The organism is Micromonospora sp. WMMD967 (assembly GCF_029626165.1).
In the GTDB taxonomy this organism is placed as follows: Bacteria; Actinomycetota; Actinomycetes; order Mycobacteriales; family Micromonosporaceae; genus Micromonospora; species Micromonospora taraxaci.
In genome coordinates, this window is sequence record NZ_JARUBK010000001.1 from 868338 (window position 1) to 888073 (window position 19736).

Consider the following 19736-nt stretch of genomic DNA (forward strand, 5'->3'; position numbering starts at 1 on the left):
GCGGCCCCCGGCCGTACGACACGCCGGACGACACGCCGTACCTGGGTCCGGTGGGCGTAGCCGCGAAGGTCCCCCGGGCATTCGTTACCGTAGGTGCCTCCGGGAGTGGGAAACTCCCGCGGCACCCTGGCGATCGAGGTTCCAGTGACGCTGTACGGCGACAAGACTCCACCCGCCGACGACCGGCCCACCGTGCAGGTCACCGCGGTCACCTGGCCCGACGACGGGCCGGCCACCGCGGCGGCGCCCGGCCCTGCCGAGCCGGAGGCCGGCCCGCGCCGCCCCCGCCGCATGCGGATGTTGCTCGCCGCCGGCGTCACCGGGGGTGTGTTCGCCGCGGTGGCAGGTGCGGGCGCCTGGGCGTACGCCGGGGATGTTCCGCGCGGCACCAGCGTGCTCGGCGCCGAACTGGGTGGCCGGAGCCGCGCGGACGCCGACCGGGAGTTGCGGGCGGAGCTGGCCCGGCGGGCGGCGGACCACGCCAAGCCGCTGACCGTCACCGTCGACGGGCGCACCGCCGAGATCAACCCGGCCGACGTCGGGCTTGAGGTCGACGTGCCGGCGACCGTCGCGGCAGCAGCAGCGGCCGACGCGCACCCGGTCAGCCGACTGGTCGGTTCCCGCACCGTCGACCCGGTGGTCAGCGTCGACGTGGCCCGGTTGGACGACGCCCTCCGCAAGGTCCTCGGCGACCAGGCCCAGGGCATGACCATGCCGGCGATCACCTATCAGGGCACCAAACCGAAGGTCGTGCAGCCCAAGCCCGGGCTTGCCCTCGACCCGGAACGCTCCGCCGAGGTGGTCCGCGCTGGCTGGCTGGCCGGCACACCGATCACGGTGCCGCTGGTGGAGACCCACCCGACGACCACCCCGGAAGAGCTGGACCGCCTCGTCAACGAGCTGGCGAAGCCGGCGGTCGCCGCCCCCGTGACCCTCCGCACCACGAAGGGGTCGGTGAAGGTCCCACCCGCCGTCATCGCGAAGAGCCTGCGGTTCACCGCCGACAAGACCGGCAAGCTGACCCCGTCGGTGGACGTCAAGCGACTGCGGGCAGCGCTCGGCGACGACCTGAACACCATCGAGGTTCCGGCCAAGGACGCCACCATGAGCATCTCCGGTGGCCGCCCCACCGTCAAAGACGGGCGCCCCGGCCAGCAACTGGACACGGCGGCTCTGGGGCAGGACCTGCTGGCCGTGCTACCGAAGTCGGACGGTCGCGAGGTGACCGGCGAGCTGAAGCCGACCCAACCCGAACTGACGGCCGAGAAGCTGTCCGGCCTCGGCATCAAGGAGCAGGTGTCCACCTTCACCACCCGGTTCACCGGCGGCTTGGCCTCGTCGCGCAGCCAGAACATCGCCACCATCGCCAAGGACGTCGACGGCACCGTCGTCCTGCCCGGGAAGACGTTCTCCCTGAACGGCCACACCGGCGAACGCGGCTACGCACAGGGCTACCGCGACGCGCCGGTCATCCTCGACGGCAAACTGGTGCCGGGTGTCGGCGGTGGCACCTCGCAGTTCACCACCACGCTCTTCAACGCGACCTACTACGCCGGGTTGGAGGACGTCGAACACAAGCCGCACTCGTACTGGTTCGACAGGTACCCGGCGGTCATCGAGTCGACGATCTTCTGGCCGGACCTGGACTTCAAGTTCCGCAACAACACCGAGTACGGCGTCCTCATCGACACGTCGTACACGTCCAGCACGATCACCGTGTCGATCTGGAGCACGAAGATCTACGACAGCGTGAAGACGGAATACGGTCCCCGCCGCAACATCACCACACCAAAGCTGATCCACCTGACACCCGGACCGTCGTGCATCGCGACCAACGGGATCAACGGCTTCACCCAGGACGCCTTCCGGGTCATCAAGAAGGGTGGGGCAGTGGTCAAGCGGGAGAAGTTCACCTGGCGCTACGACGCTGAGCCCCGCTACGTGTGCGGCCCCAAGCCCTCCTGACCCGCAACGGCCTTACGCCCTCCTGACCCGCAACTTTCCTGAGCGAGGCGGTCCCGGGTGCCCCTTGCTCCCGGGCCGCTGGGGTCCAGGGCCGCTGGGGTCCAAGGCCGCTGGGGTCCAAGGCCGCTGGGGTCCAAGGCCGCTGGGGTCCGGGCTGAGTTCCAGGTCCGAACGGGCCGCCTGGTTCGTCGGGCCGCGCCGGCCGCCTGGTTCGTCGGCACGCCAGGGCGGTCGGGCCGCCCGGATCGCCTTCGTCTGGGTCCTCAAGGCCTCAGCGCTGGCGCGCCATCGCGCCTTCCGCGCTCACCATCGGTGAGTGGAACAACTGTGCGCCGGATGTGCCGGCTGCCGTGCCGCCGGCGACCCGACTTATCGCAGGTGAACACACCTGGCAGCGACGCGAGCGCCTGATCGACTCGGGTTCCCTGATGTCGGGCATCCAGCGGGCGGGAAACACCGACCTCAAGAAGGCCGACCCCTAGATCTTGGACAGTTTCCGTCAAGCGAGGACGGAAACTGTCCAAGATCTCGCCGGAGGCGTGCCACCGGAAGCTACTCGCACCGTTGCGCGAGGTTATCGAGCCTCGCGTCGCGGTGATCGACTTCGTTTCGCCGATACGGCGGTATCCACCGCGGGAGATACCGCCATACCGGCGACCTGGAGTGGATCACGTCGAGGGTACGCCCCCGGCGGGGTGTCGACCGCCTGCACAAGGGTGCGGGAACGCAGAAAAGGCCACCCCCGAACGGGGGTGGCCTTTTCTGGAAGATTGTCCGGCGGCGTCCTACTCTCCCACACCCTCACGAGTGCAGTACCATCGGCGCTGGAGGGCTTAGCTTCCGGGTTCGGAATGTAACCGGGCGTTTCCCCTCCGCCATGACCGCCGTAACTCTATGAACATATCAAACAACCCCGGCACACACACGGTAGGTGTTCGCTTGTTCAGAGTTGCACAGTGGACGCGTAGCAGCTTAGTAGTCAAGTCCTCGGCCTATTAGTACCGGTCAACTGAACCCGTTACCGGGCTTACATTTCCGGCCTATCAACCCAGTCGTCTAGCTGGGGGCCTTACCCCACCAAAGTGGGTGGGATACCTCATCTTGAAGCAGGCTTCCCGCTTAGATGCTTTCAGCGGTTATCCCTTCCGAACGTAGCTAACCAGCCGTGCCCTTGGCAGGACAACTGGCACACCAGAGGTTCGTCCGTCCCGGTCCTCTCGTACTAGGGACAGCCCTTCTCAAGTATCCTACGCGCACGGCGGATAGGGACCGAACTGTCTCACGACGTTCTAAACCCAGCTCGCGTACCGCTTTAATGGGCGAACAGCCCAACCCTTGGGACCTGCTACAGCCCCAGGATGCGACGAGCCGACATCGAGGTGCCAAACCATCCCGTCGATATGGACTCTTGGGGAAGATCAGCCTGTTATCCCCGGGGTACCTTTTATCCGTTGAGCGACACCGCTTCCACTCGCAAGTGCCGGATCACTAGTCCCGACTTTCGTCCCTGCTCGACCTGTCAGTCTCACAGTCAAGCTCCCTTGTGTACTTGCACTCAACACCTGATTGCCAACCAGGCTGAGGGAACCTTTGGGCGCCTCCGTTACCTTTTAGGAGGCAACCGCCCCAGTTAAACTACCCACCAGACACTGTCCCTGAACCGGATAACGGTCCGAAGTTAGATACCCAAATCAACCAGAGTGGTATTTCAAGATTGCCTCCACCCATACTGGCGTATGGACTTCACCGGCTCCCACCTATCCTACACAAGCTAATTCGAGTACCAATGTCAAGCTATAGTAAAGGTCCCGGGGTCTTTCCGTCCTGCCGCGCGTAACGAGCATCTTTACTCGTACTGCAATTTCGCCGGGCCTGTGGTTGAGACAGTGGGGAAGTCGTTACGCCATTCGTGCAGGTCGGAACTTACCCGACAAGGAATTTCGCTACCTTAGGATGGTTATAGTTACCACCGCCGTTTACTGGCGCTTAAGTTCTCCGCTTCGCCCCGAAGAGCTAACAGGTCCCCTTAACGTTCCAGCACCGGGCAGGCGTCAGTCCATATACATCGAATTACTTCTTCGCATGGACCTGTGTTTTTAGTAAACAGTCGCTTCCCCCTGCTCTCTGCGGCCATACAACGCTCCACCCGCGCGGGGCTTCACGTCTCCGGCCCCCCTTCTCCCTAAGTTACGGGGGCAATTTGCCGAGTTCCTTAACCACAGTTCGCCCGATCGCCTCGGTATTCTCTACCTGACCACCTGTGTCGGTTTGGGGTACGGGCCGCTAAGAACTCGCTAGAGGCTTTTCTCGGCAGCATAGGATCACTGACTTCACCTGAATCGGCTCGGCATCACGTCTCAGCCTTCATGCGGTGCGGATTTGCCTACACCACGGCCTACACGCTTACCCCGGCACAACCACCGGCCGGGCTCAGCTACCTTCCTGCGTCACCCCATCGCTTGACTACTACCCGCCAGGTTCCCACGCTCCCCAACATCAACCCGAAGGTCTCCGTCAGTTTGGGTGGTTAGCACAACGAGGTTCGTCAGGGTCGCTCTTTCGCGGGTACGGGAATATCAACCCGTTGTCCATCGACTACGCCTCTCGGCCTCGCCTTAGGTCCCGACTCACCCAGGGCGGATTAGCCTGGCCCTGGAACCCTTGGTCATCCGGCGGAAGGGTTTCTCACCCTTCTTTCGCTACTCATGCCTGCATTCTCACTCGTGCCGCGTCCACAACTGGGTCACCCCGCTGCTTCACTCGCGGCACGACGCTCCCCTACCCATCCACACACCTGCACGCACCATCAAGGGCACGCGTGGTTAAAATGTGAATGCCACAGCTTCGGCGGTGTGCTTGAGCCCCGCTACATTGTCGGCGCGGAACCACTTGACCAGTGAGCTATTACGCACTCTTTAAAGGGTGGCTGCTTCTAAGCCAACCTCCTGGTTGTCTATGCGACCCCACATCCTTTTCCACTTAGCACACGCTTAGGGGCCTTAGCTGGTGATCTGGGCTGTTTCCCTCTCGACTACGAAGCTTATCCCCCGCAGTCTCACTGCCGCGCTCTCACTTACCGGCATTCGGAGTTTGGCTGATTTCGGTAAGCTTGTGGGCCCCCTAGACCATCCAGTGCTCTACCTCCGGCAAGAAACACGCGACGCTGCACCTAAATGCATTTCGGGGAGAACCAGCTATCACGGAGTTTGATTGGCCTTTCACCCCTAACCACAGGTCATCCCCCAATTTTTCAACATTGGTGGGTTCGGCCCTCCACGCGGTCTTACCCGCGCTTCAGCCTGCCCATGGCTAGATCACTCCGCTTCGGGTCTAGGACACGCGACTGAATCGCCCTATTCAGACTCGCTTTCGCTACGGCTCCCCCACACGGGTTAACCTCGCCACATGCCACTAACTCGCAGGCTCATTCTTCAAAAGGCACGCCGTCACCCCGCAAGGCTCCGACGGATTGTAGGCGAACGGTTTCAGGTACTATTTCACTCCCCTCCCGGGGTACTTTTCACCATTCCCTCACGGTACTCGTCCGCTATCGGTCACCAGGAAGTATTTAGGCTTACCAGGTGGTCCTGGCAGATTCACGGCAGATTTCAGGGGTCCGCCGCTACTCGGGAACACCCACAGAAGGTCAGCAACTTTCACCTACCGGACTTTCACCGTCTACGGTCAGCCATTCCAGACTGTTCGACTAGCCACCAACTTTGTAACTCCTCGAACAAGTGTCAGCTTGTTCAGCAGGGTCCCACAACCCCGACCACGCAACCCCTGACAGGTATCACACGCAGCCGGTTTAGCCTCAATCCGCTTTCGCTCGCCACTACTCACGGAATCACTATTTGTTTTCTCTTCCTACGGGTACTGAGATGTTTCACTTCCCCGCGTTCCCTCCACACACCCTATGTGTTCAGGTGTGGGTGACACCACATGACTGGTGCCAGGTTTCCCCATTCGGACACCCTGGGATCACAGCTTGGTTGACAGCTCCCCCAGGCCTATCGCGGCCTCCCACGTCCTTCATCGGCTCCTGGTGCCAAGGCATTCACCGTTCGCCCTTGACAACTTGACCACAAAGATGCTCGCGTCCACTGTGCAATTCTCAACAAACGACCAACCCACAACCCGATCCGCCTCACACCAAACCCGGCAACCGCCGGCGGTATGCGAGGCCAGGCCATGCCTGGCAACCTCGCGTGATCCACAGACCACGCACAAGGCTCTGAAACAACAACACGATGGTTGTTCTTTCAGGACCCAACAGGGTGCTTACATTCTCCCTCAGCCGCACCAGAAGCATCCGTTCCCACCACCCGAGGGTGGCTGTACTAGGCGCCGCCGGCCGTTGCCAGGGCAAAACTTGCCAGTGTCTCCGCCATTCGAGCACCCCGACCCAACATTCGTAGGCCGCGGGCTCCTTACCACCTTTCGGTGGAAGGTGCTCCTTAGAAAGGAGGTGATCCAGCCGCACCTTCCGGTACGGCTACCTTGTTACGACTTCGTCCCAATCGCCAGCCCCACCTTCGACGGCTCCCTCCACAAGGGTTGGGCCACCGGCTTCGGGTGTTGCCGACTTTCGTGACGTGACGGGCGGTGTGTACAAGGCCCGGGAACGTATTCACCGCAGCGTTGCTGATCTGCGATTACTAGCGACTCCGACTTCACGGGGTCGAGTTGCAGACCCCGATCCGAACTGAGACCGGCTTTTTGGGATTCGCTCCACCTCACGGTATCGCAGCCCATTGTACCGGCCATTGTAGCATGCGTGAAGCCCTGGACATAAGGGGCATGATGACTTGACGTCATCCCCACCTTCCTCCGAGTTGACCCCGGCAGTCTTCGATGAGTCCCCGCCATAACGCGCTGGCAACATCGAACGAGGGTTGCGCTCGTTGCGGGACTTAACCCAACATCTCACGACACGAGCTGACGACAGCCATGCACCACCTGTGACCGCCCCCGAAGGACCCCCCATCTCTGGAGGTTTTGCGGCCATGTCAAACCCAGGTAAGGTTCTTCGCGTTGCATCGAATTAATCCGCATGCTCCGCCGCTTGTGCGGGCCCCCGTCAATTCCTTTGAGTTTTAGCCTTGCGGCCGTACTCCCCAGGCGGGGCGCTTAATGCGTTAGCTGCGGCACAGGGAACCGGAGAGGCCCCCCACACCTAGCGCCCAACGTTTACAGCGTGGACTACCAGGGTATCTAATCCTGTTCGCTCCCCACGCTTTCGCTCCTCAGCGTCAGTATCGGCCCAGAGACCCGCCTTCGCCACCGGTGTTCCTCCTGATATCTGCGCATTTCACCGCTACACCAGGAATTCCAGTCTCCCCTACCGAACTCTAGCCTGCCCGTATCGACCGCAGGCTTGGGGTTGAGCCCCAAGTTTTCACGGTCGACGCGACAAGCCGCCTACGAGCTCTTTACGCCCAATAAATCCGGACAACGCTCGCACCCTACGTCTTACCGCGGCTGCTGGCACGTAGTTGGCCGGTGCTTCTTCTGCAGGTACCGTCACTCTCGCTTCGTCCCTGCTGAAAGAGGTTTACAACCCGAAGGCCGTCATCCCTCACGCGGCGTCGCTGCATCAGGCTTCCGCCCATTGTGCAATATTCCCCACTGCTGCCTCCCGTAGGAGTCTGGGCCGTGTCTCAGTCCCAGTGTGGCCGGTCGCCCTCTCAGGCCGGCTACCCGTCGTCGCCTTGGTAGGCCATCACCCCACCAACAAGCTGATAGGCCGCGAGCCCATCCCAAGCCGAAAAACTTTCCACCCAACCCCATGCGGGGCCAGGTCCTATTCGGTATTAGCCCCCGTTTCCGAGGGTTATCCCAAAGCTTGGGGCAGGTTGCTCACGTGTTACTCACCCGTTCGCCGCTCGAGTACCCCGAAGGGCCTTTCCGCTCGACTTGCATGTGTTAAGCACGCCGCCAGCGTTCGTCCTGAGCCAGGATCAAACTCTCCAACAAAAAATTAGTTGAACAGCAATCCCGGCAACAAACAAATTGTTGCCAAAGGAATCCCAACCAGCCAAACCAAAGGCCTGACCAGTCCGGGGTATAAATCATAATTGGCACTGGCTTTACAAGCACCCTGTTGAGTTCTCAAAGAACAACCACACACCGACCAGAAGCCCCACACTCAGTGGAACCCCAACCGGGGCTTTTCGTTCCGTGTCCCCGCCGCTCTCGCGCCGGGCACTTTTACTACGTTACCTCACCGTCTCGGCCGTGTCAAACCGTGTGTCCCGGTCTGTCATGCTTCGTGCGGGTTGGTCCCGGCGCACTCACGCAGCAGCGAACCGCTGCGTCAGGTCGTCGGATTTGGCAGGCCGGCCGCTGCGGTTTCCCGCAAGCTCGCCCGGTGCCCTGCCGGTCGTAAACCTTACCCGGTCGGCTTCGCCGCACCAAATCCGCCTCGCGGCCAATCTGGCGAGCCCCGCCCGGCCGTGCCCCACGGGAGCGAACCCCTGCCTGACCCGGTCACCAGCTCCGTTTCGCGGCCTCAGAACTTTCGTCCCGTTTGCCCCGTTCCGCGCTGGCAGAGAGAAAGTTACGCGTCCGCGGGTTTGATCGTCAAATCCGCGGGTAGCGGCGCGCGTCACATTCGGGTTCGTGCCCGCCCACCCACACCAACGGGGAGGCAGAAAGACCACCGAATGCGCAGATCATGATGCCTGGCGTCGGCGGGCGACCAGCCACGCCCGGATGCCGAGCACACCTACCGTCGTTCCGATGGCCAGTGACGCCCCGATCAACAGAGCGTGCACCCACAGGAAGCTGGTGGCCGCGCCGTCGGCGACCGTGCCGGACGCCCAGGACCTCGGGTCCTGCCAGATGGCGACCGCGAACCTCGGCCAGATCACCCAGGTCCAGATTCCGACCCCGACCAGGAAGACGGCCCACCGTCGCGACAACACCATGGCAGCCGAGTATGCCAGCGCGACCTGCCCACCAGCACGGACACGGACCGACGGCCCGAAGCGACAGACCAGCCGGCAACCCGGCCAACGGGCGGACCAAACGGACCGACGGCCCGAAGCGACAGACCGGCCCGCAACCCGGCCGATGGGCGGACCAACAGGCCGCCTGACGGCGACCGGCCCTAATCGCGGCTGCGGGGCGCGCGACCCGACTGCGACCCGGCCCGCCGGCGGGGACCGTCGGCATCAGGGACTGGGGGAGGCGTGCAACCGACCCGGCTCGGTTCGTTTCCGACGGCAGCGAGCTGGGCACTGCGAAAGAGGACAGTTGCCGACCGTCCCCCCGGAGGTGTCCCGGTGCAACCCTCGATCTTCAATCCCTGGGCATGGCGTGACCCGTCCGCCCTCGCTGGCGGATACACGCAGACCACCCCCTCGGTCACACCGCCGGAAGGCTCGGACGGTGGGCACGACGGCCCGGACGCGCCCGGCCCTGGCACACCGGTCGACCTGGTGGGCTACCACGTGGAGGCGACCGACGGGCGGATCGGCACCATCGACGAGGCGAGCAACGAGGCGGATGCGGGATACCTGGTGGTGGACACCGGCCCGTGGATCTTCGGCCAGAAGGTGCTGTTGCCGGCCGGCACTGTGGTCCGGGTGGACCACCAGGAACGCGTCGTGCACGTCGACCGGGCTCGGCAGGCGATCAAGGACGCACCGCCGTTCGAGGCGGATCCGGCCGACCCGGAGTACCGGGAACGTGTCGGCAGCTACTACGCCGACAGTTACCTTCCCCCGCCGGGAGCCATACCGCGGGTAATCTGAGCTCGTGGTCCGGCTGGGCACCTGCGCGTCGGAGGCGGTCGACACGGTCGACGGCCTCCCGCTCGGCGCGCTGCCCGGGATCGCAACCAGCCCCGCCGATGGTCGGGAGCAACTTCTGAACGTCCTCCGTGCCGGTGGTCTGCGGTACCGCGCCGGCGCGCGATGGCGGACGGCTCGCTGAGCCGATCCCGCTGACCGAGGGGTCCCGGAGGGGGCCCGCTCGGCGCGCGCCCGCGTCACCCCACCCTCGGATACGAGAGGCACACCGCCATGTCCGTCGCACGAATGCTCACCGGCGACCGGCCCACCGGCCGCCTTCACCTCGGCCATTACGTCGGCAGCATCGCCAACCGGGTACGGCTGCACCGGCGCTACGAGAGCTTCTTCATCATCGCCGACCTGCACATGCTCACCACTCGCAACCGCCGCGAGGACATCGACCAGGTTTCCGGCAACGCCCGGGAGATGGTGACCGACATCCTGGCCGCCGGCGTCGACCCGGAGCGGGCCATCTTCTATCTCCAGTCGGCGATCCCGGAGGTCGGTGACCTCAACACACTCCTCCAGAACCTGGTGACCGTCCCCCGCCTGGAACGGGTCCCGTCGCTCAAGGACATGGCCCGCGACGCCGGCAAGGAGGAGATGCCGTACGGGTTGCTGGGTTACCCGGTGCTCCAGGCCGCGGACATCCTCTGCGTCAAGGGCGAGGTGGTCCCGGTCGGCCGGGACAACGCCGCGCACGTCGAGGTGACCCGGGAGATCGCGCGCCGGTTCAACCATCTGTACGGGCCGGTCTTCCCGGTGCCGGAGCTGATCCCCGCGGACACACCGAGCCTGGTGGGCACCGACGGCGCGGCCAAGATGAGCAAGAGCCGGGGCAACACGATCGCACTGTCCGACGACAGCGCCACCGTGCGTCGGAAGGTGCTCGGCATGTACACCGACCCGAATCGGGTACGGGCCGACGTGCCGGGCACCGTGGAGGGCAACCCGGTGTTCGCGTACCACGAGGTCTTCAATCCGGACCGCGACGAGGTGGCCGGCCTGGCCCGGCGTTACCGGGCCGGGCAGGTGGGTGACGTGGAGGTCAAGGAACGCCTGGTCGTCGCGTTGGAAGCGTTCCTGGCGCCGATCCGGCAGCGTCGGGCCGAGATCGAAGCCGACCGGGGGTTGGTCGACCGGCTGATCGTCGAGGGCACCGAACGGACGCGTCAGGAAGTCCGGCAGACCCTGATCGAGGTACGCCGGGCGATGGGGTTGACCGGCGCGTACCAGCAGGTGCGGCGGCGGGCGGAGCGGAGCCGGCGGCGGACGCAGACCTCGGCCTGAGGCCGGGGCGTCCGGTGCTCGGCGGGGGGACCGGGTGGACGGTCGGCCGGTTCCCCCTTCACCGTGACGCAGAATGCGGGGATGAGGGGGATTTCGGGCGGTCGGCCGGTACCGGTGGCGGAGGCGCACCGGACCACGATGTTCGAGATCTTCTTCGATCTGGTCTTCGTCTTCGCCCTCACCCGGGTCATCACGTTCATGGCCGGGTCGTCGACCGCGCTCACGCTGGCTCAGGGGCTGCTCCTGCTTTTGCTGCTGCTCTACTCCTGGGGGCCGTACACCTGGGTGGGGAACCTGGTGCGCGCGGACGTCGGCCTGGTCCGCGCGGCCACCCTGGTCGCGATGGCGGCGATCTTCGTGGTCGCCCTGGTCATGCCGGACGCGTGGACCCAGGGCCCGGGGCTCGTGGACGCGCCGTTCGCGCTCGCAGTGGCCTACGTCGTCGGACGCGCGGTGCAGCTCGTGGTCCTGTTCTGGGTGAGCACGACGGACCAGCCACTTCGTTCGACGCTGCGTTTCTTCGTCGTGCCGGTGGTGCTGGCGTGGTTCCCGCTGATCGGTGGAGCGCTGCTCGGCGGTGCGGGCCAGACCGCGCTCTGGACGGTCGCGCTGCTGGTGGACATCGGTGGTGCCCGGATCGCATCGGCGTTCCGGCCGTGGCATCTACGCAGCGTGGGCCACTTCACCGAGCGGTTCGGTCTGGTGCTCATCATCGCGCTGGGCGAGTCGTTGATCTCGGCCGGTGCGGGGCCACGGACGATGGCGCCGGTCAGTGCGGCAGTGGCGGCCGCGCTGCTCGGTCTCGCCAGCACCGTGTGTCTGTGGTGGCTCTACTTCGACCGGCTGGCGCCCGCCGCGCGGGAGGCCGTCAGCAACGTGCCGGATGCCCGACGCGGTGACGTCGCCGGTGACGCGTACGGCCTCGGGCACTCGCCGTTGATCATCGGGACGATCTACGTCGCGCTCGGCATCGAGGAGGTGATCGACCGGCTCACCGAGGAGTCGGCGCATGCCGATCCACTCGGTTGGGAGGCGGCCACCGCGCTCTACGGTGGCGCGGCCGTCTACCTGCTCAGCAGGTTGGTCTTCCGCCGACTGACCCTCCGGACGATCTACCCGACGCAGGTCGTCGTCGCTGTGCTGCCGCTGGTCCTGCTGCCGGTCGGCCGATCCCTGCCTCCGCTGGCGGCGCTCGCCCTGCTGACCGTCCTCCTGGTCGGGGTGACCTGGTTCGAGAGACGGGTGGACCGGCGCGACGAGCAGCTGAAACCCGCGCGGCCAGTGCAGGCAGAAAAATCGTGACGTGCCGTGTCGAGATCCCTGGTCTCCGCTCGTCGTCATGCTGTACGGCGACACGCCGCACCGAGAGGAGCCGGAACGTGAAGTACATGCTGCTGTTCATGAGTCCCCTGGCCGACGGGGAGGCCGTCGACAACGGGTGCACCGTCGAGGACTGGATCCGCTACGACCGGGAGATGAAGGACGCCGGGGTCTGGGTCTCCGGGTATCCGCTACAGGACCTGACCACCTGCACGACGGTGCAGGTCGGCCCCGGCGGTGAGCGCACGATCACCGACGGGCCGTTCGCCGAGACCCGGGAACTGCTCGGCGGGTACGACGTCATCGACGTGCCGGACCTCGACGCCGCGCTGGACTGGGCGGCCCGCAGCCCCGGTGCCATCGGTACCGGATCGGTGCAGGTTCGTCCGATCGCCGAGTTCGACATGCTGGGCTGATCATGCCGGACGGGGAGTCGGCCGTCGGGTCGTCGGTGGAGGCGGTGTTCCGGGAGGAACGCGGTCGACTGCTCGCCTCGCTCGTGCACCGCTTCGGAGATCTCGACCTGGCCGAGGAGGTCGCGTCCGAGGCCATCGAGGCGGCGCTCGTGCACTGGCCGACCGACGGTGTGCCGAGTCGACCGGGCGCGTGGCTGCTCACCACGGCTCGGCGTCGGGCGGTGGATCGGCTGCGACGGGACAAGGTGCTGGCGACGCGGCTCGCCGTACTCCGGGCCGAGGCCGAACGGGCCGACCCCGCCCCGCCGGCCGACGCGGACCGTGACCTCCCCGACGACCGGTTGGCGCTCTTCTTCACCTGCGCGCATCCGGCCCTGGCCGCGCCGGATCGCGGGGCGCTCACGCTGCGGTTCCTCGCCGGTCTCACCACCGTCGAGGTGGCGCGGGCCTTCCTGGTGCCGCCGGCGACGATGGCCCAGCGGCTCGTCCGGGCCAAGCGGAAGATCCGGGACGCCCGGATCCCGTTCCGGGTGCCCGGCGAGGACGAGTTGCCCGGTCGACTGCCAACTGTGCTCCAGGCCGTCTACTCGGTGTTCACCGAGGGGTACGCGGCCAGTTCCGGCCCGGATCTCCAACGGATCGACCTGGCCGAGGAGGCCGTCCGGCTGGGCCGGATCCTCCGGCGGCTGCTGCCCGCCGAGCGGGAGGTCGCCGGGCTGCTCGGTCTGATGCTGCTGGTCCATGCCCGACGGGACGCGCGTACCGGACCGGACGGCGCGCTGATCCTCCTGGACGAGCAGGATCGCGGACGCTGGGACCGCCCGATGATCGAGGAGGGGCGAGGGCTGGTCGTTGTCGCGTTGACCGGCCCCGCCCCCGGCCCGTACGGGGTGCAGGCTGCCATCGCGGCCCTGCACGACGAGGCAGCGGACGTGGCCAGCACCGACTGGCCGCAGGTGGTGGCGCTCTACGACGTGCTGCTCGACCTGGTGCCGTCGCCGATCGTGGCGTTGAACAGGGCTGCCGCGGTGGCCATGCGGGACGGGCCGGAGGCAGGGCTCGCCCTGCTCGACGGGTTGGCCGACGATCCGCACCTGCGCGGTCACCATCCCTACCCGGCGGCGCGGGCCGACCTGCTGCGCCGGCTCGGCCGCTACGAGGAGGCGGCCGAGGCGTACCGCAGCGCGTTGGCGCTGGTCGGCACCGAGCCGGAGCGGGCGTACCTGCTCGGCCAGCTCAGAGCCGTCACGACCGAGTGAGCTGTACCCTTGCCCGGGTGAGTCTGCCTCTGCCTCCCGGTGAGTTCGCCGCGTACCTGTTCGACTGCGACGGCACGATCGTCGACTCGATGCCGCTGCACTACGTGGCCTGGCAGCGGGCTCTGGAGGAGTGGGGCTGCGAGTTCCCCGAGGACCTCTTCTACGCCTGGGGTGGCCGGCCGACCGCCGACATCATCGTGGCCCTCAACGAGCAGCAGGGTCTGGCGATGCCGTTGGCGAGCGTGGTCGAGACCCGTGAGCGCATCTACCAGGATTTGCTGCCGCAGATCGAGGCCGTGCCCGACGTGCTGGCGCACATCCACGACGCGCACCGGCGGGTCCCGTTCGCTGTCGTCTCCGGCAGCACCCGCGCCTCGGTCACCGCCTCCCTCGACGCACTCGGCCTGCTGGACCGGTTCGACGTGCTGGTCTGCGCCGACGACTACACGCGGGCCAAGCCCGACCCGGAGGCGTTCCTGCTCGCGGCGGAGCACCTCGGCGTACCCCCGGAGTCGTGCCTGGTCTTCGAGGACACCGACCTGGGCATTCAGGCCGCGACCGCGGCCGGCATGGCATCGGTACGCGTCCCGCAGCAGCGCACACGCTGAGGTCTCAGGCCACCGTCAACAGGAGCTTCCCCAGGTAGGAGGTCTGCAGACGCTTGTGTGCCTCCCGCACCTTGCCCAGCGGGAACGTCTCCGCGACGTGCACCACGAACGGTCCCGCCTCGATGAGTTCGTTGAGGCGTTGCAACTGCCGGGGGTTCGACTCGCCGTCGTACGCCCGGACCACGACGCCGTTGCGCTCGCTCGGCTCCGGCTGCACCCCGTGGGCGTACGCGACCACGCCGCCGTCGACGAGCGCCTCGGTGAGCCGGTCCACCGTCGCGCCGCCGGCCATGGCGAGGATGGCGTCCACTCCGGCCGGTGCCGCGTCCCGGATCCGGGCGAGCACGTCGTCCAGGTCGCCGTGGCCGTCGAGGGAGATGTCGGCACCGAGCCGGGTCACCAGTGCGACGCCGTCCGCCCCGGAGGCCACGGCGATGACGTTCAGCCCCTGACGCTTGGCCAACTGCACCGCCAGGTGACCCTGCCCGCCGCTCGCCCCGAAGATCAGCAACCACGAGCCGGCCGACAGGCTGAGCGTGTCGAGCCCGGCCAACGCGGTCAGCGCGTCGGTGGGCATGGCACCGGCGTGCTCGGCCGGCACCCCGGCGGGCACCTTCGCCGCGTACTCCGCCTTGACGACCGTGTACTCGGCGTAGCAGCCGCCCTTCGGTCGGGTCGTGGCGGAGACGTAGACCAGCTCTCCGACCGCGACGTTGGACACCTTGCTGCCGACCGCGATGACGGTTCCGGCGCCGTCGGAGCCGGGCACGATCGGGAGGGAAGACCCTTCCGGCACGAAGGTGCCCTGTCGTTCGTACGCGTCCCACACCCCCACGCCGGCGCTCAAGACCTTGATCAGCACCTCGTCGTCGGCGACCTCGGGGATCGGCAGCTTCCGCAGCGTGATCACCTCCGGTCCGCCGAACTCGTCGAAGGCCGCGGCCTGCATCCGCTCTGGCACATCCCCGTCAACCATGTGGATTCCCTCTCCGTGCCGGCGTTCCCGTCGCAGCATGCCGCCTCGGGGACAGCCCTGACCGGGTGCCGAACGCCGTTCACCCACAAGGACGACCGGGCCGGACCGACGCCCCGCGACAGGGCGTAGCCGGTCGGGACATGGGAAAGGCGGGCGGGCGGACCAGGACGACGGAGGGAGCACAGCCGTGCAGGCTCCGTCGGTACGGGCGACGGCCTGGCTCCTGGTGGCGTTGGCCGCAGCCTCCGGCTGCGTCGACGTGATCTGCCTGACCAGGCTCGACGGGTACTTCGCCAGTGTGATCACCGGCAACCTGGTGCACTTCGGCCACGCGTTCGCCACGGCGGACGTCCGCTCACTCGTGGGTGCCGTGGTGGCGGTCGGTGGATACGCGGTGGGTGTCGCCGCCGCCACGCTGCCGCTGCGTCACACGATGCCGGGTTGGAATCGCCGTACCGCAGTGGTGACGGCGGCCGAGGCGGTGTTGCTGCTCGGCTTCACCGTCGGCTGGATGGCCTGCTCGGCGCGTCCCGGGTACGGCTTCGGGCTCGTACTGCTGGGGACGGCGGCGGTGGCGAGCGGCATCCAGAGCGTGATCACTGTCGGTGCCGGCGTACGTGGCGCGTCGACCACCTACCTGACCGGCTCGCTGACCGAGTTGGTTCGGCGTCGCGTCGTCGACCCGCACCGGTTCGCCGATCTGGGTGGTGTGGGGCGGCTCGCGGGGTTGGTGGGAGGTGCCGTGCTCGGCACTGTGGTGCTTCGCACCGCCCCCGGTTGGGCATCCGTGCCGGCGGCTGTGCTCGTGCTCGCCGTGATCGCCGTCGCCGCCGGCCTGACCCGCCGTCGGGCAGTCACCGCCGCCGACCAGGGCCGGCGGCGGTGACGAGAGCCATGATCAGGACGTCTGCGGCTTTGGGCCGCGCAGCGCCTGCTCGACGGCGTCGCGTACGCGGGCGTCCTCGCGCACCTTGCGCTGCGCCCGGCTGCGACGCCGGTAGAGGTACGCGCCGACGAGCACCGCGATCAGTACGACGAGCACCAGCACCAGCATCCACGGCAGGGCCCAGCCGTGCGCGGTGACCTGGACCGGCTTGAGCGAGGTGGTGGAGCCGGATGCGTCGGTGAGCAGCGGAGTGAGGGTCGCGGTGGCGGCGAGCGAGATGGTGGGAGCCACCCCGTGCACCGGCACTGTCACGTTCCAGCTCTCACCGGGCAGCAGCTCCGGCGGCGCGGCGATGTCTCCGGCCCGTACCCGCAGCAGGCCGAACGGACCCGAGACCGTCACCCCCTGCTGCCCGGACAGGGCGGCGTTGCCGATGTTGTGGACCTTGTAGGTGATGGTGGCGTCGCCCTTGGCGAACGGGTTGGAGGAGCCGGCGTACGCGACGTGGAGGTCCTCGATCGCGAGGTTCGGCTTCAGCTCGCCGCCGACCCGCAACTTGATCCGGATACCGAGGCGACGGTCGACGTTGATGCCCTCGGCCTGGTCGGTCTGGGTCAGCGCGGTGAGGATGCCGCCGACATAGTCACCGGGGGTCGCGTTCTCCGGCACGCCGATCGTGAAGGGCACCTGTGCGGTCTTTCCGGGCTGGACCACGACACTCTCGGCGTTCGCCTTCACCCAGGCACCGATCGCGACGGACTTCTTGTCCCTGGTGAGCAGGTCGAGCTGGCCGGCGTCGGTGGTGAAGCCGTCGGCCGCGTACACGGCCAGGGTCAGCGGCGCGGGACCGCGGTTGGCCACGACCATGGCGTCCTCGACGGCACCACCGGGATTGACGTTGTAGCTGTAGCTGGACCGGGCCTCGCCGTAGCTGTTGGAGGCCGTCCGGACCGTCCAGGCGACGTTGCCCTCCGCCGCCGAGGCGGGGACGGCACCGACACCGACGGCCGCAGCGGCGGCGAGCACTGACAGTGCGGTCGTACGGAGGAGTGTCTTCCAGCGCGTTACGGACGGGTACATGTCGGTTCCTTGAGGTGATCTTGGGAGGGGTGCAAATGGGTGGCGGGGCAGGCCCCCGAAGGTGCCTACCCCGCCGAGTGGAGCGGTCCGGTCAGCTGCTCAGCGCGGTGATCGTGAGGGTGGTGCGGTAGCTACCCTTCGCGATGCTGTCCGGAATCTTCAGGTCCAGGTCAGCGCCGAGCTTGGCGCCACCCCGGGGGTGACCCTGGGCCGCCGCACCGAGGGCGCTGGAGACCGAGAGACCCTTGCCCTGGTCGTCGTAGGACGACAGGATCGGCGCGCCGGCCTCGGCACCCGCTCCGGCGTCCAGCACGTACGGGGTCCAGCCCAGGTAGGAGCCCGAGAAGGTCTTCTCGGCGTCGGTGAAGTCACCGACGTTGGCCGAGATCGACCACGGGGCGAGCGAGCGGCGGCTGTCCGACACGAGGATCGGGTTGATCTTGCCGTTCGCCTGGAAGTAGGTGCCGTTACGCTCCTGCGCGGTACCCAGGTCCACCAGACCGTTGTAGCCGTCGATCGTCCAACCGAACTCGCCCGGAGCCGGGTTCGGCACGTTGACCTGGATGGACTGGCCGTCACCGTTGAACGGGTGCACCGTCACGTTGTCGACGATCGAGCCGACCGGCTGACCCTCGGGGGTGTTGACGCAGGACAGACCGTTCTCGACCGACGCGTTCGGCGCCGCGCAGGTACCGCTGCGGATGTTGGCCAGGACCAGCTTGTCGCCGCGCACCTGCACCTTGACGTAGCTGCGGACGTGCTCCTGGTTCTGCACGGAGTTGTACCAGTACTTGTTCGGGTCCAGCGGGTCCGGGCCGTTGCCACGGATGCCGGTGCCGGTGGTGTCCGGCTTCTTGATGTCGTAGTACTTCGAGCCGGAGGCCGAGTTGGCGGTCACGTAGATGACGCCACCCGGGCCGGGGAACACGTCGGCAGCACCCGGCTTCTCGGCCGGGTTCTCCTTCTGGCCGTTCTTGATGGAGTAGCTGCGCGAGTAGCTGTGGTCGTGGCCCTGCAGCACCATGTCGATGCCGAGGTTCGAGAAGGCCGTGGTGAAGTCTTCCCGCCGCTGCTTGTTGTCGGTGTCGGTCGCGTGGCTGGCCGGCGAGTAGACGGAGTGGTGGTAGACCAGCACCTTCCACTTGGCCTCGGAGCCGTGCTTGTTGACGACGTCGGTGATGTACGCGACGTGCGCGGCGTCACCGGCGTTGCTGCCGTCGGTCGGCAGCTTGTAGCTGTTGCTGTTGATGTCGATGAACAGCACGTCCTTGTAGACGAACCAGTAGTCGCCACCGGACTTGGTGCCCGCCGGGTTCCCGTTGTCGTAGTACGGGGCCGTGCGGTCGGTGTTCGGGGTGAAGTGGTGCTGCTCGTACGACTTGCCGCCGACGTCGTGGTTACCGATGGTGGCGACGACGGGGTACTGACGCAGCTGGTCGGGCGCCATGAACGAGGTCCACTGACCCTCGTCGTTGGCGGACTCGACGTGGTCGCCGCCCGAGACCAGCAGCTCCGCGTTCGGGTTGGCCGCGGTCGCGACCTTCAGGGTGTCCTCCCAGCCGGCCTGGTCCTTCAGCCGGTCGCCGGAGGAGCCGATCTGGGGGTCACCGAAGAACAGGAAGTCGTAGTCGCCCTCGAAGTCCTGCGTCTTGAAGGCGTACGTCGGGGACCAGTTGCCCTCGGCGCCGACCCGGTACGAGTACGCCGTCTTCTCACGCAGGTTGCTGATCGTGGCGTGCCGGTTGAACCCGGTGGTGGAGGTGTTCGCCGCGCCGACGGCGTCGAAGCTCACGGCGCCCGCCGGGAATTCGCCGTTGACGATCTCGGCGGTCGGGGCGAGCTGGATCTTCTGCGCGGTGTCGGCGGAGGAGTACCAGGTCACGATGCGCTGGGTCTCGTTGGCGCCGACGCCGAGGATCACGCTGCTGATCGTGGTGGACTCGGCCGCGCTCGCGGTGGCCGTCAGGCCACTGCCGAGGGCCGCTCCCATTCCCAGGAAGCCGGCGACGACTCCGGCGACCAGGCGCCGCCGCACGAGCCCGGAGGCCCGTGTCGAGGTGCTCAATGTCATCGACATTGTTCCCTTTTCAAATAGAGAAATGGATGTGTCTTCACCCGACACTGGGGAAGCGAATCCACG

The 19736-nt window shown here is 66.7% G+C and carries 13 protein-coding genes and 3 rRNA genes; 9 read left to right on the forward strand and 7 right to left on the reverse strand.

Annotation, left to right across the window (positions count from 1 at the left end):
* Positions 1-144: 144 nt before the first annotated feature.
* Positions 145-1965: a VanW family protein gene (locus O7631_RS04115; protein WP_278147836.1), complete on the forward strand. Its 1821-nt coding sequence runs from the start codon at positions 145-147 to the stop codon at positions 1963-1965.
* Between the two features lie 772 nt (positions 1966-2737).
* Here O7631_RS04115 and rrf read toward each other — a convergent pair.
* The 4 genes from rrf to O7631_RS04135 form a co-directional block, all read right to left on the reverse strand.
* Positions 2738-2854 (reverse strand): 5S ribosomal RNA (gene rrf / locus O7631_RS04120).
* Positions 2855-2940: 86 nt separating this feature from the next.
* Positions 2941-6049 (reverse strand): 23S ribosomal RNA (locus O7631_RS04125).
* A gap of 377 nt (positions 6050-6426) precedes the next feature.
* Positions 6427-7941: ribosomal RNA gene (locus tag O7631_RS04130) — 16S ribosomal RNA — on the reverse strand.
* The 16S, 23S and 5S rRNA genes sit together here, the layout of an rRNA operon.
* A gap of 698 nt (positions 7942-8639) precedes the next feature.
* A complete protein-coding gene (locus O7631_RS04135; RefSeq protein WP_278143078.1) occupies positions 8640-8894 on the reverse strand; it encodes a hypothetical protein in 255 nt (84 codons plus the stop codon).
* 357 nt (positions 8895-9251) lie between these two features.
* On the opposite strand from O7631_RS04135, the gene O7631_RS04140 reads away from it, so the two are divergent.
* From O7631_RS04140 to O7631_RS04170, 7 genes are all read left to right on the forward strand, one after another.
* Positions 9252-9722, forward strand: a complete 471-nt coding sequence (locus O7631_RS04140) for a PRC-barrel domain-containing protein (RefSeq protein ID WP_278143079.1) — start codon at positions 9252-9254, stop codon at positions 9720-9722.
* A gap of 4 nt (positions 9723-9726) precedes the next feature.
* On the forward strand, positions 9727-9903 hold the full coding sequence (locus tag O7631_RS04145; RefSeq protein ID WP_278143080.1) for a hypothetical protein: 177 nt from the start codon (positions 9727-9729) through the stop codon (positions 9901-9903).
* Positions 9904-9992: 89 nt separating this feature from the next.
* A complete protein-coding gene (trpS, locus tag O7631_RS04150) occupies positions 9993-11051 on the forward strand; it encodes a tryptophan--tRNA ligase (protein WP_278143082.1) in 1059 nt (352 codons plus the stop codon).
* A gap of 81 nt (positions 11052-11132) precedes the next feature.
* Positions 11133-12353, forward strand: coding sequence for a low temperature requirement protein A (locus O7631_RS04155; protein WP_278143083.1), 1221 nt, complete (start codon positions 11133-11135; stop codon positions 12351-12353).
* A gap of 86 nt (positions 12354-12439) precedes the next feature.
* Complete coding sequence (locus O7631_RS04160; protein ID WP_278147837.1) at positions 12440-12787, forward strand: YciI family protein; 348 nt, start codon at positions 12440-12442, stop codon at positions 12785-12787.
* 2 nt (positions 12788-12789) lie between these two features.
* The gene (locus O7631_RS04165) at positions 12790-14046 is read left to right on the forward strand and encodes a DUF6596 domain-containing protein (RefSeq protein ID WP_278143085.1); all 1257 of its coding nucleotides are present in this window, start codon (positions 12790-12792) and stop codon (positions 14044-14046) included.
* Positions 14047-14063: 17 nt separating this feature from the next.
* Entirely contained in the window at positions 14064-14654 is a 591-nt protein-coding gene (locus O7631_RS04170) for an HAD family phosphatase (RefSeq protein WP_278143086.1), read from the forward strand.
* A 4-nt stretch (positions 14655-14658) separates the two neighbouring features.
* On the opposite strand, the gene O7631_RS04175 is transcribed toward O7631_RS04170, so the two are convergent.
* Positions 14659-15630, reverse strand: a complete 972-nt coding sequence (locus O7631_RS04175) for an NADP-dependent oxidoreductase (protein WP_278143087.1) — start codon at positions 15628-15630, stop codon at positions 14659-14661.
* 187 nt (positions 15631-15817) lie between these two features.
* Here O7631_RS04175 and O7631_RS04180 point away from each other — a divergent pair, with 187 nt between their 5' ends.
* Entirely contained in the window at positions 15818-16516 is a 699-nt protein-coding gene (locus O7631_RS04180; RefSeq protein WP_278143088.1) for a YoaK family protein, read from the forward strand.
* 12 nt (positions 16517-16528) lie between these two features.
* Here the strand turns inward: O7631_RS04180 and O7631_RS04185 are convergent, their stop codons facing one another.
* Together O7631_RS04185 and O7631_RS04190 are read right to left on the reverse strand one after the other, a co-directional pair.
* Entirely contained in the window at positions 16529-17596 is a 1068-nt protein-coding gene (locus O7631_RS04185) for a DUF916 domain-containing protein (protein WP_278143089.1), read from the reverse strand.
* A 91-nt stretch (positions 17597-17687) separates the two neighbouring features.
* Entirely contained in the window at positions 17688-19667 is a 1980-nt protein-coding gene (locus O7631_RS04190; protein ID WP_278143090.1) for an FN3 domain-containing metallophosphoesterase family protein, read from the reverse strand.
* Positions 19668-19736: the final 69 nt, after the last annotated feature.

Bases quoted from the DNA above. Each gene is read 5' to 3' on its own strand.
- O7631_RS04185 (WP_278143089.1), bottom strand. From the start codon at position 17,596: ATGTACCCGTCCGTAACGCGCTGGAAGACACTCCTCCGTACGACCGCA.
- O7631_RS04135 (WP_278143078.1), bottom strand. From the start codon at position 8,894: ATGGTGTTGTCGCGACGGTGGGCCGTCTTCCTGGTCGGGGTCGGAATC.
- O7631_RS04155 (WP_278143083.1), top strand. From the start codon at position 11,133: ATGAGGGGGATTTCGGGCGGTCGGCCGGTACCGGTGGCGGAGGCGCAC.
- O7631_RS04175 (WP_278143087.1), bottom strand. From the start codon at position 15,630: ATGGTTGACGGGGATGTGCCAGAGCGGATGCAGGCCGCGGCCTTCGAC.
- O7631_RS04165 (WP_278143085.1), top strand. From the start codon at position 12,790: ATGCCGGACGGGGAGTCGGCCGTCGGGTCGTCGGTGGAGGCGGTGTTC.
- O7631_RS04160 (WP_278147837.1), top strand. From the start codon at position 12,440: ATGCTGCTGTTCATGAGTCCCCTGGCCGACGGGGAGGCCGTCGACAAC.
- trpS (WP_278143082.1), top strand. From the start codon at position 9,993: ATGTCCGTCGCACGAATGCTCACCGGCGACCGGCCCACCGGCCGCCTT.
- O7631_RS04190 (WP_278143090.1), bottom strand. From the start codon at position 19,667: ATGACATTGAGCACCTCGACACGGGCCTCCGGGCTCGTGCGGCGGCGC.